Origin of the sequence: Roseixanthobacter psychrophilus (assembly GCF_043195195.1) — a bacterium.
Taxonomy (GTDB): domain Bacteria; phylum Pseudomonadota; class Alphaproteobacteria; order Rhizobiales; family Xanthobacteraceae; genus NCEH01.
Genome location: NZ_JBAFWT010000005.1, coordinates 13,389 through 26,122, shown reverse-complemented (window position 1 = coordinate 26,122; position 12,734 = coordinate 13,389). Strand labels below are relative to the sequence as shown.

Sequence of the window (12,734 nt, the reverse complement as noted above, 5' to 3'; positions counted from 1 at the left end):
TTCAGGATGTCCGCGCGGGTGTCCTGTGCACCTGGATGAGGTGCCAGCCCAGGAACGCCCCGAACAGCGCGAACGCCGCAACGTCCGACAGGGGCACGGAGGCAACGAACAGCAGCGCCGCGATGCCCGCCACCACCCGTTCGAGGATGTTCAGCCGCCCGAACAGCCAGCCGATGGCCACCGCGCCCAGCAGGCCGATGACGATGCAGGCCTTGAAGAACACATAGGCCACCTCGACCCAATAGCCGTAATGGGCGGCGATCTCCCCGCCCTGCTGGAGCATCAAGGTGGGCTCGTACACCGCCATGACCGGGATGAGGAAGCCGGCGAGCGCGATCCGGCAGGCCTGCCAGCCGATGGCGTCGGGCGAGGCCTTGGCGATGGGGGCTGCGGCCAGGGCGGCGAGCGCCACCGGCGGGGTGAGGTCGGCGATGATGCCGTAATAGAACACGAACATGTGGCTGACGATCAGCGGCACACCGAGCGTGAGCAGGGCCGGCGCCGCCAGCGAGGCGGTGATGATGTAGGTGGGAATGGTGGGAATGCCGGTGCCCAGGATGATGCTGGTGACGATGGTCAGCAGCAGCGAGAGCCACAGCGTCTCCTTGCCGATGGAGACCACCCAGCCGCCGAAGATGGTGGCCGAGCCGGTGAGGGTGAGCACGCCGATCACCGTGCCGACGATGGCGCAGGCCATGCCCACGGGCAGCGCCTGACGCGCGCCTTCCGCCAGCCCGTCGCGGCATAGGACGAGCGTTGCCCGGCCGCCGCGCGTCACCAGATTGCCCAGCACGAGCGCCACCACCAGGGCGACGATGACCACCACGCCGAATTCGAAGAAGGCCGCGCACACCAGCCCGAGCGCGATCCAGAAGGCGAGCCGGATCATCGGCTTGGAGGTCTCGCTGGCGACGCTCTGGCCGAGGATCAGCACCACGGTGAGGGCAAGGCCCACGGCGCCCGCGAACAAGGGTGTGTATCCGGCGAACAGCAGATAGACCAGGACGATCAGCGGCAGCAGGAGGTACCAGCCTTTGCGCAGGGCGGGCAGCATGAGCGGGATCTTGTCCTTGGGAATGCCCATCAGGCCGCGCTTGCCGGCTTCCAGATGCACCATCCAGAAGGCCGAGGCGAAATAGAGAACGGCCGGAATGATCGCGGCCTTGACGATGGTGGCATAGGGCACGCCGATGGTTTCGGCCATGATGAAGGCCACGGCGCCCATGACGGGGGGCATGATCTGCCCGCCCATGGAGGCGGTGGCCTCGACCCCGCCGGCGAACGAGGAACTGTAGCCGAAGCGCTTCATCAGCGGGATGGTGAACTGGCCCACCGTCACCACGTTGGCGACGCCCGAGCCGGAAATCGTGCCCATGAGCGCCGAGGAGAACACCGCCACCTTTGCCGGCCCGCCGCGCGCACGGCCAAACAGGCCGAGGGCGAGATCGTTGAACAATTGGATCATGCCGGCCCGTTCCAGGAACGTGCCGAACAGGACGAACAGGAAGATGTAGGTGGCCGACACCGCAATCGGCACGCCATAGATGCCCTCGGTGCCGAACGACATCTGCTCGACGATCTGGTCCAGCGAATAGCCGCGATGATCGAACGGGGCGGGCAGATGCTGGCCGAACAGGCCATAGGCGAGAAAGCCGCCGCAGATCAGCGGCAGCGCCGGCCCCATCATCTGCCAGGAGACCACGAACACCACGGCGATCAGCGCGATGCCCATCACGAAGTCTGCGTTGGAGATTTCGCCGGCCCGCAGGATCAGGTCGTTGTAGAAGATCCATTGATAAAGCCCGGTGGCGAAACCGACGAGGCCGATGCCCCAGCCGAGCGCGAGGCCGAGTCTGGAGGTGCTGCGATGGTTGGCGATCAGCGCCGCCGCGATCAGGCACAGGAAGCCGACATGCAGCGAGCGGATCACCTGGCTCGGCAGGATAGCGTAGGTGGAGACGAACAATTGGTAGGCGGAAAAGACGATGGCGATCCAGAACAGGACATGACCCTTCAGCCCTTCGCCGAACCCTGGGGGAAGGCCGTGCTCCATGTCGTCGATGGGGGCGAAGGTCTGCGGTGGCGTCACGTCAGCATCGGCGGATAGGCTCGGCGCGCTCATCTTCACTCGCTCCAGAATCGCGGGCTCCAGAATCGCCGGCTCCCGATCGGCCGGCCGGACCACCGGAGGGGTCCTTTCCCGTGCGGCACGCGGCGGCAATGGGAAACGGGCGCGCCGCTGCGGCGCGCCCGTCCATGTCAGCTTCCCAAAAGTCAGGGAGAGACGCCCTTTTCCTTGAAATACTTCTCCGCGCCGGGGTGGAACGGCACCGGGGACCCCTTCATAGCGCCCGCGAGCGTGATGGCTTTTGCGGCCGCGTGGGCGGCCTGCAGGTCCGGCAGATTCTCGAAGATCGCCTTGGTCATGGCGTAGACTTCGGCGTCCTTCATGTCCTCGCGCACCACCAGGAAGTTCGGCACCGCGGCGGTGGCGACGTCCTTGTCCTGCCCCGTATAGGTGCCGGCTGGGATCACCGCCTTGAGATAGGGCGTGCCGACCTTGTCCACGACGCTGGCCGGGATCTCCACCACATTGATCTCGACCGCGGTGGCGAGGTCCTTGATGGAGGCGACGCCGAGGCCGGCCGATTGCAAGGTGGCGTCGAGCTGGCGATTCTTCATCAGCTCCACCGATTCGGCGAAGGGCAGGTATTCCACCTTGCCGAGGTCCTCATATTTGATCCCGGCGGCGTTCAGGATGGCGCGGGCGTTCAGCTCGGTGCCGGATTTGGGGGCGCCCACCGAGAGGCGCTTGCCCTTGAGGTCGGCCAGGGTCTTGATGCCGCTGTCCTTGGCGGAGACGATTTGGATGTAGTTGGGATAGATGGCGGCGAGCGCCCGCACCTTCTTGAGCGGCGCCTTGAAGCCGGCCTCCTCCTTGCCCGCCCAGCCGTCGGCGAGGCTGTCGGCGAGGGTAAAGGCGATCTCGCCCTTGCCCTGCTGGATCAGGATGAGGTTTTCCACCGAAGCCTTGGTGGCCTGCACCGAGGGCCGCACGTCCGCGACCTTGGATGACAGGATGTTCGCGATCGCGACGCCCATGGGATAATAGACGCCCGAGGTGCCGCCGGTGAGAATATTGACGAATTCCGCCGCGTGCGCGGCCAGTGGCGCGCACGCCAGCGCGACCGACAGGGCGGCAATTTTCAGCCGTTTCATGAACGCTCCTCCTATACTTCTTGGTATTTTTTTAGAAGGCTACCGCCTCCGACGCTAAACGCCACATGCTTTCTCATGGCTCCGACGAAAGTCTAAAAGGCCTGTCGGCGCAAAGACGGCCGTGCGGGGTGCGATTTGGCGGCAATAGGCCATTGATCGCGGCGTTTGGGACCGCTAGTGACCAATTGGAATAATGAATCCCATAAGCCCTAAGGGCGCGGGATGCCGCCTTCCCGTGCGGAGGGCCTAAGGGAGCGCCCATGCCGTCCGACCAAGAAATCCTGCGCGCTTTGTTCGAAACCGCGCTTGCCGCCGCCGTGCCGGAGGGCAAGTTCGACGGGCGGCTGCCGGAACCGCCGAAGGGGCGCACGCTCGTCATCGGTGCCGGCAAGGCCTCCGCCCGCATGGCGCGCGCGTTCGAGGATGCCTGGCAGCGGCCCTGCGAGGGGCTGATCGTCACGCGCTACGGCCATGGCTGCGAGACCCGTCAGATCGAGATCGTGGAAGCCTCCCATCCGGTGCCGGACGAGGCGGGGCTGAACGCGGCCCGGCGCATCCTGGATCTCGCCCGCTCGGCCGGGCCAGATGATCTCGTGGTCTGCCTGATGTCCGGCGGGGCCTCCTCGCTGCTGACTTTGCCGGCGCAGGGCATGACGCTCGCCGACAAGCAGGCGCTGAACAAGGCGCTGCTGAAATCCGGCGCACCCATCGGCGTGATGAACCAGGTGCGCAAATCCATGTCCGCCATCAAGGGTGGGCGGCTCGCGGCGGCGATCGCGCCTGCCCGCTGCGTCACCTATCTCATCTCCGATGTGCCGGGCGATGATCCCGGCGCCATCGGCTCCGGCCCCACCATTCCGGAAAAGTCGGACCCCGAGGCCGTGCTCGGCCTGATGCGGGCCTATGACGTGCCGGTGAGCCCGCAGATGGAGGCGGTGATCCGCGCCAATACGGTCTCGGGCGATCCGCTGCCGGGGCAAGAGGTGTTCATGATCGCCACGCCCATGATGGCGCTGCACGCGGCGCGGGAGAAGGCGAAGGATTTCGGCCTTGCGACCCTCATCCTCGGCGATGCCATCGAGGGCGAGGCGCGCGAGGCGGCGACCGTGTTCGCGGGCATCTCGCTGAGCGCCGCCACCCATGGCGAGCCGGCCCGCGCGCCGTGCGTGCTGCTCTCGGGCGGGGAGACCACTGTGACCGTGCGCGGCAAGGGGCGCGGCGGGCGCAATGTGGAATTCCTGCTGGCCCTGGCGGTGGCCCTGAAGGGGGCGAAGGGTGTTTGCGCGATCGCCTGCGATACCGACGGCGTCGACGGCACCGAGGACAATGCCGGCGCCTGGTTCGACGACCAGGTGCTGGAGCAGGCCAGGGCGGCGGGCATCGTCGCGGCCGATTATCTCGCCAACAACGACGGCTACAGCTTCTTCCAGGCGCTCGATCGATTGGTCGTGACCGGGCCGACGCTGACGAATGTCAATGATTTCCGCGCCATCCTGATTCGCTGAGGGCTGAAATTGCTGCAGCGCAGCAGGTTTGCGTGGTGCGCATGCCAGGGGAAAGTTGAGTTGTATCAATTCATTGATGCGGCTTTTGTGAACGCGGCGCGGGCTTGACTTGGGCGTGATGGGTCAATGTCCTTGACCTTTGCTGCGCTGCACATAGAGTGTTCGCCCACAGGAACCGGGGGGTCCGGACCATAGGTCAGGAGACCACCATGAACGATCAGGCAGCGCCTGGACTCATTCGCAAGCTCTGGGCCGGGGAAGCCCAGGTGTTCCGCGAGCACCTTCTGCGGCTCGACAAGGAGAGCCGTCGCAATCGCTTCGGCTCCGCCGTATCGGAATCTTTCATCGAGCATTATGCCGAGCGCGTGTTCCGCTCCGGCGCGGTGGTCCATGGCTGCTTCGTGGAGGGTGTGCTGCGGGCGGCGGCGGAGCTTTATCCCTTCTCCGGCGTGCTGCCGCGCGAGGCCGAGGCGGCGTTCAGCGTGGAGAGCGCGTTCCAGAACGGCGGGTTCGGCACCCAGTTGTTGGAGCGCACCATCCTCACCGCGCGCAATCGCGGCATCCGCACGCTCTACATGAACTGCCTCGCGCACAACCGGCGCATGCAGCAGATCGCGCGCAAGTTCGACGCCGATCTGAAGTTTGAATCCGACGAGGTGGTGGCGCAATTGACCGCCCCCTATCCCACCGCCTTGTCGCTGGCGCGCGAGGCGACAGCCGATGCGCAGGGGGTCTCGCGCACCGTGTTCCAGGCCCAGGTGCGCGCCACCGGCCGGGTCATCGACCTGCTATTGCCGGGTTCGCGCGCCGCCTGAGCGCGCCTACGGCCTTTGCCCGTGTGTCAATGGGGCACGCTCTTGGAGAGCAGGTTCACCACCAAGACGCCCGTGATGATCAGGCCGAGGCCGATGATGGCGGGCAGATCCAGCTTCTGTCCGTAGACCACCAGCCCGATGGCCGCCACCAGCACGATCCCAACGCCCGACCAGATGGCATAGGCGATGCCCACGGGGAGCACCTTGAGGGTGAGCGACAGGCAATAGAAGGCCACCGCATAGCCCACCACTACGATCACCGAGGGCAAAGGCTTGCTGAAGCCATCCGCCGCCTTGAGGGCGGAGGTGGCGATGACTTCCGCCGTGATGGCGACGAGGAGCAGCACATAGGTCATGGCGGGAGGGGAGCTTATGGCCGATGGGGCGTCAATGTGTTTCCGCATTTCGTGACACGGAATTCCCTCACAGCCTCGGCGTATGCACGGCGCCCGGGCCGGCGGCCCCGCTCTTTGACCGGCCCCGCGCGGGTTGGCTCTGGCGCCGCGGGGGCTTGAACAGCGGCCGATGAGGCCATCTCACGAGTGTTGGTCTCAATGGAAATTGCGCCCCTTCGGCAGGGCCGCCTGGGCCGCGCCGGGCAAGGGGAGCGGCTGGGGGATTGAGCGCGTGTAGGGCGCCTCGCGCTGGTCGCGGGTGGGGCCGCGTTTGGCCTCGTCGGGCGGCATGGCGGCATTTATGGGCGGGCCGTCGCGGTCCAGCGTGTCGATCAGATCGCTCCAGTCCTCGATCTTCTCCGCCACCAGATGGATGACGCTGCTGGCATTCTGCAGCCGGCCCGTGACCGCCACCAGGCGCGCGCCCATCACCTGCGGGCGGAACATCTCGAACACGCGCGGCCAGACGATGACGTTGGCCCAGGCTTCCTCATCCTCGATGGTCATGAAGATGACGCCGCTCGCCGTTCCCGGCCGTTGACGCACCAGCACCAGGCCGACGAGGGTGAGCCGGCGCCCGCTGGCGATCTGCGGCAGGCGGCCGTTGGGGGTGACCTCCCGCGCGTCGAGCCGCGCCCGCAGGAAGGCCAGCGGATGGGATTTCAACGACAGCTTCAGATGCCGGTAATCGGCGATCACCTGCGCCCCCGGCGGCAGGACGGGCAGGTCCACGTCGGCCTCGCGCACGGTCTCTTCGTGGGCGGCAGAGGCGGCGCGGAACAAGGGCAGATCGTCCTTGTCGCCGGCCCGGCGCAGGCCGCGCACGGCCCAGAGCGCGGCGCGCCGGTCGAGGCCGAGGGAGCGGAAGGCGTCGGCATCGGCGAGGCGCTCCAGCACGGCCGGTGACAGGCCGGTGCGCAGCCACAGGTCGCGGATCGAATCATAGCCTTGCCCGCGCCGTGCCGCGATCAGGTGGCCGGCTTCCGCGTGCAGGCCCTCCACCTGCCGCAGGCCGAGCCGCAGGGCATGGGTGGTCGCGATGTCGCCGGCCATGTCGGCATGGCGGGACTGGAGCCGCCCGGCGGCGGGCGCCACACTTGCCCCCTCTCCCGCTTGCGGGGGAGGGCTGGGGAGGGGGCGCGGGGCTTTGAGTGGGTCAGGGGCAAGAGGCAAGGCGCCGTCTTGCCTGCCGGCCCCCGGGCCTTTCTCCGCTTCCAGCGTGTGATCCCAGTGCGAGGCATTGATGTCGACGGGGCGGATTTCGACGCCGTGCTCCACGGCGTCGCGCACCAATTGGGCGGGGGCGTAGAAGCCCATGGGCCAGGCGTTCAGCAGCCCGGCCGCGAACACGTCGGGATAATGGCATTTGATCCAGGCCGAGACATAGACCAGCAGCGCGAAGCTCTCGGCGTGGGAGCGGGGGAAGCCGTAGGAGCCGAAGCCCTCGATCTGCTTCCACAGGCTTTCCGCGAAGGCGCGCGTATAGCCCTTCCCCAGCATGCCTTGGACGAGCTTGTCCTTGAACGTGTTGATGGTGCCCACATGCTTGAAGGTGGCCATGGCGCGCCGCAGCTTGTCGGCCTCCTCCGGGGCGAAGCCGGCGCCGACGATGGCGATCTGCATGGCCTGCTCCTGGAACAGCGGCACGCCGAGCGTGCCTTCCAGCACCTCGCGCAATTCCTCGGAAGGGTAGACCACCGGCTCGATCCCCTGCTTGCGGCGCAGATAGGGATGCACCATGCCACCCTGGATCGGGCCGGGGCGCACGATCGCCACCTCCACCACCAGATCCTCGAATTTCTCCGGCTTGAGGCGCGGCAGCATGGTCTGCTGAGCGCGGCTTTCCACCTGGAACACGCCGATGGAATCCGCCCGCTGCAGCATGGCATAGACCCGCTTGTCGTCCGGCGGGATGTCGCAGATGCGCGTGAAGGCGTGCCCGTAACGGACGTTGAGCAAGGCGAAGCATTTCTGGATCGCGGTCAGCATGCCGAGCGCCAACACGTCCACCTTCAGCAGGCCGACCGCTTCCAGATCGTCCTTGTTCCATTCGATGATCGGCCGCTCGTCCATGGCCGAGCGGGTGAGCGGGACGGTTTCGTCCAGCCGGTCATGGGTCACCACCATGCCGCCCACATGCTGGGAGAGATGGCGGGGAAAGCCGATCAGCGCGCGCGACAGCTCCAGCGCCAAGGACAGCCGCCGGTCCGAGGGATCGAGGCCGAGGCGGACCGCTTCCTCCGCCTTCACGCCGCCGGAGGACCAGCCCCAGATGGAGCCGGCGAGCGCGCCCACCGTATCCTCCGAGAGGCCGAGCACCTTGCCCACCTCGCGTACCGCCGAGCGGGTGCGATAGGTGATGGTGGTGGCCGCGAGCCCGGCATGGGCCGCGCCATAGCGCCGGTAGACGAATTGCAGCACCTCGCCGCGCCGCTCATGTTCGAAATCAATGTCGATGTCGGGCGGCTCGTTGCGGTTGCGCGAGATGAAGCGCTCGAACAGCAGGGCGGATTTCATCGGGTTCACCTCGGTGAGGCCGAGGCAGAAGCACACCGCGGAATTAGCCGCCGACCCGCGCCCCTGGCACAGGATGCCCGCGCCGCGGGCGAAGCGCACGATTTCGTCCACCGTGAGGAAATAGGGCGCATAGCCAAGCTCGCCGATCAGGCCGAGTTCGTGCGCCAAGGTGGTGCGCACCTTGTCCGGGACGCCTTCGGGATAGCGCGTGCGCGCGCCTTCCCAGGCCAGCGCTTCCAGCGCTTCTTGCGGCGAGGCGAAGCCGTCACGCGCCTCGCGCGGATAGGTGGGCTTCAACTGGTCCAGGGAAAAATCGAGGCGCGAGAAGAAGGCGAGGCTTTCCGCCACCGCCTCCGGCGCGGCGCGGAACAGGCGGGCCATTTCGGCGGGTGATTTCAGGTGCCGCTCGGCATTGGGGGCAAGCCTTGTCCCCGCGCCGTCCAGTGAGACATGCGCGCGGATACAGGTGAGGATGTCGTGCAGCGGGCGCCGCTCGGGCGTGTGATAGAGCACATCGCCCACCGCCAGCAGCGGCAGGCGGGCGCACCGGGCAAGGTCCGCGAGGCGGGAGAGGCGGCGCCCCTCGTCGCCGCCATGGGCGAGGGCGGCGGCGAGCCACACGCGCTCGGGCGCGGCTTCGCGCAACCGGTCGAGGAAGCCGGCAAACGCCTCGGGCGGCCGGCGCGGCGGCAGCACGGCGAGGCACAGCCCGTCCTGGAATTGCAGCAGATCGTCGAGGGTCAGGCGGCAATCGCCCTTCTCCGCCCGCATGTTGCCGGTGGTGAGCAGGCGGCAGAGCCGGCCGTAGGCGGGCCGGTCCGTGGGATAGGCGAGGATGTCGGGCGTGCCATCGCAGAACGCCAGCCGGGCGCCGATGGCGAGGGGGAAGTTCAGTTCGCGGGCCATGGAATGGGCGCGCACCACGCCGGCCAGGGTGTTGCGATCGGCGATGCCGATGCCACGATGGCCGAGCGCCTGGGCCTGCTTCACATGCTCCTCCGGGTGGGAGGCGCCGCGCAGGAAGGAGAAATTGCTGGTGGCGGCAAGTTCCACATAAGGGGTGGCCGGTTCGGCGCGTGGGCCGGACCGGCGGGTGAAGGCGGGGGTGAGGAGATCGCCGCTCATCCGAACAGCCCGTGCACATACCAGGCGGGATGGTTCGTTTCCCGGCCATAGAGGCCTGCACGGAACAGCCAGAGCCGCAGTCCCTCCTGGGTTTCCACGCGGAAATAATCTCGTGTGGGAGTGCGCAGGCCGCGGGGAAGGCTCGCCTCCTCCTCGACGGGCGCGGGCAAAAGCGGAAGCCGCAAACGGGTTTCGCGCCACCAGGGCGCGGCGATGCGCTCGGGTCCCTCCACGCGCGCCACATGGTGCATGCGGCGGCGCCAGCGGAAGCGCAGGGGCGGGCCATCGGGAACCTCGGCCACCGCCTCCACCGCCTCGGGATGGTCGAACAGGCGCTGCGGCCGCACCGCGCCGCCGGCATCGGGACGGGCGGCGGCCATCTGCGGAGGTGCGCCCGCCGCGCGGCGTGTGGGCCGAGGGGGAGAGGGCGGAGTGGAGGGAGTGGGTAGGAGGGCCACCGGGTCCGGATGTTCCCCGCCGTCCGAGCGCGGTGAGCGCGCCGCGACGGGGCGATGCGAATCCGCCTCGGGCGCGTGGGGTGTGGCGGGCCCGAGGGCGTCGGGGGAGACGCGGCTGGCGGCCTCGGCCCCTTCCCGCAAGCCGGACCCACGAGGCAAGGGAACGAGCACGGCGTCGTCGCGCTCCGGGAGGGCGCGCAGCGGGCGAACGCTCGGGGAGAGGGGAAAAGGCGTGGCGGGATGCGGGGCATCGGCGCCCTCGATACCCACGGGCGTATCCGTCTCGGGCCATGAGGGGTCGGCCAAGGGGTCGGCCAATGCCCCGGCATCGAACGGCAGGCGTCGGCGTGCCAGCGGGATGGCGCATCCCGCCTCCTCCGGCAAATGCGCGTCCGCGACGCTGATATGCTGCACCCGCGCGCCGCCGAAGCGGGCGGCGAGGCGATCCACCAGGGCATCCAGCGCGGCCTCTTCCGCCTGCCGGGCATCAAAGCCCTGCTGGTGGGGCGTCATATCCTCGGCCAGGATCACGCTCAGGCGCAGCAGATCGAAGCCGAAGCCGGCATCCAGGCTCGCCACCTGCGCCACCTTTTCCGCGAACAGGCGGCGGATGGCGAGCGGATCGCGCAGCGGCCGGCTTGCCCCCACCTTGAGGCGCGTCACCTGCCCATCCACCCGGAACAAGGTCAGTTCCAAGTGCCGCGCGCCCTTGCCCGCGCGCTCCAGGGCGGTGGCCAGCTTGGTCGCGAGATGATGGGCGAGGCCGAGCACGTCGTCGGCGCGCTCGATGGGATCGGAGAGGCTGCGTTCGGCGCAGAAGCGCGGCGGGGGGAAGCGGTGCTCCACCGCCTCGCGCGCCTGGCCGGTCGCCTGGTCGAGCCGTTCCAGCAAGGCGGTGCCGAAGCGGGCGGCGAGCGGCGCGCGCGGCTTGCCGGCGAGATCGCCGATCTGTGCGAAGCCGAGCCGGGCCAGGGCGGCCAGAACCGGCGCATCGAGCCGCAGGGCCGCGAGCGGCAACGGGGCGAGCACGGCGGGAAGATCGGCCCCGTCTTCCGCCACCAGGGCCGGCCGGGCGCCGAAATGCGCCAGCGCCCAGGCGGCGCCGAGGGTGGAGGCGATGGCGGCGCGGGTGGAATAGCCGCGCGCCGCCACGCGCGCCTGCAGGTCGGCCACCACGTTCCGCTCGCCGCCGAACAGATGGGCGCAACCGGATATATCCAGGATCAGGGCGTCCAGCGGGTCGAGCACGAGCAAGGGGGTGTAGCGCTCGCAGGCATCGGCCACATGGCCGAGCAGGCGGGCGTCGGCATCGGCTGCATGGTCCGCCACCTCCAGGCCGGGATGGCGCGCGCGGGCATCGGCGAGGGACAGTCCGGGCTTGAGGCCGAGGGCGCGTGCGGCGCCGTTCACGGCGGCGAGCCGCAGGGCGCTTTTTTCCATCACCAAGGTGGCGCGCGGCGCCAGGCGCGCGTCGGGCGGCAAGCTGCGTTCCAGGCGATCGGTGGAAAGACGGTCCAGCCACAGGCACAGATACCGCCGGCTGGGCATGCGGGGAGCGCTCATGATCCGGCCTCGCGCCAGCGGTTGGGGGCGGGCGCGGACACATCGGGCGCGGACACGTCCGGCGCGACCGGCCGGAAGCCGGCGCCGGCGAGGGCCAGGGTCCAGCTGCCGAGCGGGCCGAGGCGGTTGCGCCGCAAACCGGCCGCCACGGTCTGCGGGCCGAGCCCGCCATGGCTGTCGTCGGGCCGGCTGGGGGCGGGGGCAAGGGTCCAGCGGGTGAGGGCGGCGCAGGCCGCGCCGTCCGGCCGCTGGCGCAGCAGCAGGCCGAGTACCGGGCGGGCGCGCGCCGCCAGCGAAAGCCGGCGCGTCGCCGTAAGCGCTTCGGGGAAGACGGTGCCGACTTCGCCGAGGACGGCGGAAAGCCCGCCGCATTTGAGGCCCTCTTCCATCACGAACAGCACGTCCTGCGCCTTGCGCACCCGCACCAGGATCAATGCCCCGCCGCACAGGCCGAGTTCGGCGAGGCCCGGCGCATAGAGGCTACCCGCCTCCAGCTCTGCCAATTCATGCTGCACCATCAGGACCGGGCGCTTGAGCTGGAATGCCGCGCGGGCGGCGAGGGTGAGGGCGAAGGCGGTGAGGGCGCCTTCCGCGCCGGGATGAAGCGCGGCGGCTTCGTGGAGCGCACCAAGGGCGAGCCCGCCGCCGAGCGTCGCGTCCAGGGCGGGGATGCCGAAGGGCAGGATAGCGCCGAGGGGGAGGACTGTGCGCGGCGCATCCTCCACATTCGCACCGTCCCGGCTCTCATCCTGCGGGGCCGAGGGGCGGGCACGCGGCGCATTTTGGCCCGGCTCGGCCGCGTTCCGGCCGGCGGCGTCCTGGTTCCACGCGTCCTGATTCCAAGCGTCGTCGCCCCATTCCTCTTCGCCCCAGTCCTGCGCCTCCCCCGCCGACCAGGGGGTGGGGGCGCGCGCGGCGGCGGAGGCAGGGGAGGACCCCGCGCCCCGCTCGATGGCGGATATGCAGCGCCGCAGGCGCGCAAGCTCGCCCGCAGCGCGGATCGCGCTCGGATTGGACATGGGCCGTCCGTTTTGCTGACGGCAGTCCGGCAGGGCGGCGGCGCGGGCCACCGTCCGGGCGGAGTGCCGGGGGGATTGAGGGGAAGCGGCCCTGCCTAGGGTTGGCGCCCAGCGGGAA

The 12,734-nt window shown here is 69.1% G+C and carries 8 protein-coding genes; 2 read left to right on the top strand and 6 right to left on the bottom strand.

Annotation, left to right across the window (positions count from 1 at the left end; genetic code table 11):
* Position 1: 1 nt before the first annotated feature.
* Positions 2-2,122 carry a TRAP transporter permease gene (locus tag V5F77_RS06975; RefSeq protein WP_449317018.1) on the bottom strand — a complete coding sequence of 707 codons (2,121 nt, stop codon included), beginning with the start codon at positions 2,120-2,122 and terminating at the stop codon, positions 2-4.
* A 152-nt stretch (positions 2,123-2,274) separates the two neighbouring features.
* Positions 2,275-3,219 carry a TAXI family TRAP transporter solute-binding subunit gene (locus V5F77_RS06970; RefSeq protein ID WP_429004618.1) on the bottom strand — a complete coding sequence of 315 codons (945 nt, stop codon included), beginning with the start codon at positions 3,217-3,219 and terminating at the stop codon, positions 2,275-2,277.
* A gap of 260 nt (positions 3,220-3,479) precedes the next feature.
* Between V5F77_RS06970 and V5F77_RS06965 the strand changes: the two genes are divergently transcribed.
* Both V5F77_RS06965 and V5F77_RS06960 read left to right on the top strand, forming a co-directional pair.
* Positions 3,480-4,724: a glycerate kinase type-2 family protein gene (locus V5F77_RS06965; RefSeq protein ID WP_429004617.1), complete on the top strand. Its 1,245-nt coding sequence runs from the start codon at positions 3,480-3,482 to the stop codon at positions 4,722-4,724.
* A gap of 209 nt (positions 4,725-4,933) precedes the next feature.
* Positions 4,934-5,539: a GNAT family N-acetyltransferase gene (locus V5F77_RS06960; protein WP_429004616.1), complete on the top strand. Its 606-nt coding sequence runs from the start codon at positions 4,934-4,936 to the stop codon at positions 5,537-5,539.
* A 26-nt stretch (positions 5,540-5,565) separates the two neighbouring features.
* Here V5F77_RS06960 and V5F77_RS06955 read toward each other — a convergent pair whose 3' ends face one another.
* From V5F77_RS06955 to V5F77_RS06940, 4 genes are all read right to left on the bottom strand, one after another.
* Entirely contained in the window at positions 5,566-5,895 is a 330-nt protein-coding gene (locus tag V5F77_RS06955) for a DMT family transporter (protein WP_429004615.1), read from the bottom strand.
* A 195-nt stretch (positions 5,896-6,090) separates the two neighbouring features.
* The gene (locus tag V5F77_RS06950; protein WP_429004614.1) at positions 6,091-9,576 is read right to left on the bottom strand and encodes an error-prone DNA polymerase; all 3,486 of its coding nucleotides are present in this window, start codon (positions 9,574-9,576) and stop codon (positions 6,091-6,093) included.
* Positions 9,573-11,597 (bottom strand): Y-family DNA polymerase, encoded by a 2,025-nt coding sequence (locus tag V5F77_RS06945; RefSeq protein ID WP_429004613.1) that lies wholly within the window; start codon positions 11,595-11,597, stop codon positions 9,573-9,575. The genes V5F77_RS06950 and V5F77_RS06945 overlap by 4 nt, the downstream gene beginning before the upstream one ends.
* Positions 11,594-12,616: an ImuA family protein gene (locus tag V5F77_RS06940; protein WP_429004612.1), complete on the bottom strand. Its 1,023-nt coding sequence runs from the start codon at positions 12,614-12,616 to the stop codon at positions 11,594-11,596. The genes V5F77_RS06945 and V5F77_RS06940 overlap by 4 nt, the downstream gene beginning before the upstream one ends.
* Between the last annotated feature and the right edge of the window lie 118 nt (positions 12,617-12,734).

What these genes read in the sequence shown, in the direction of transcription:
- V5F77_RS06945 (WP_429004613.1), bottom strand. Translation starts at nt 11,597, where the DNA reads ATGAGCGCTCCCCGCATGCCCAGCCGGCGGTATCTGTGCCTGTGGCTG.
- V5F77_RS06960 (WP_429004616.1), top strand. Translation starts at nt 4,934, where the DNA reads ATGAACGATCAGGCAGCGCCTGGACTCATTCGCAAGCTCTGGGCCGGG.
- V5F77_RS06950 (WP_429004614.1), bottom strand. Translation starts at nt 9,576, where the DNA reads ATGAGCGGCGATCTCCTCACCCCCGCCTTCACCCGCCGGTCCGGCCCA.
- V5F77_RS06965 (WP_429004617.1), top strand. Translation starts at nt 3,480, where the DNA reads ATGCCGTCCGACCAAGAAATCCTGCGCGCTTTGTTCGAAACCGCGCTT.
- V5F77_RS06970 (WP_429004618.1), bottom strand. Translation starts at nt 3,219, where the DNA reads ATGAAACGGCTGAAAATTGCCGCCCTGTCGGTCGCGCTGGCGTGCGCG.
- V5F77_RS06975 (WP_449317018.1), bottom strand. Translation starts at nt 2,122, where the DNA reads ATGAGCGCGCCGAGCCTATCCGCCGATGCTGACGTGACGCCACCGCAG.
- V5F77_RS06955 (WP_429004615.1), bottom strand. Translation starts at nt 5,895, where the DNA reads ATGACCTATGTGCTGCTCCTCGTCGCCATCACGGCGGAAGTCATCGCC.
- V5F77_RS06940 (WP_429004612.1), bottom strand. Translation starts at nt 12,616, where the DNA reads ATGTCCAATCCGAGCGCGATCCGCGCTGCGGGCGAGCTTGCGCGCCTG.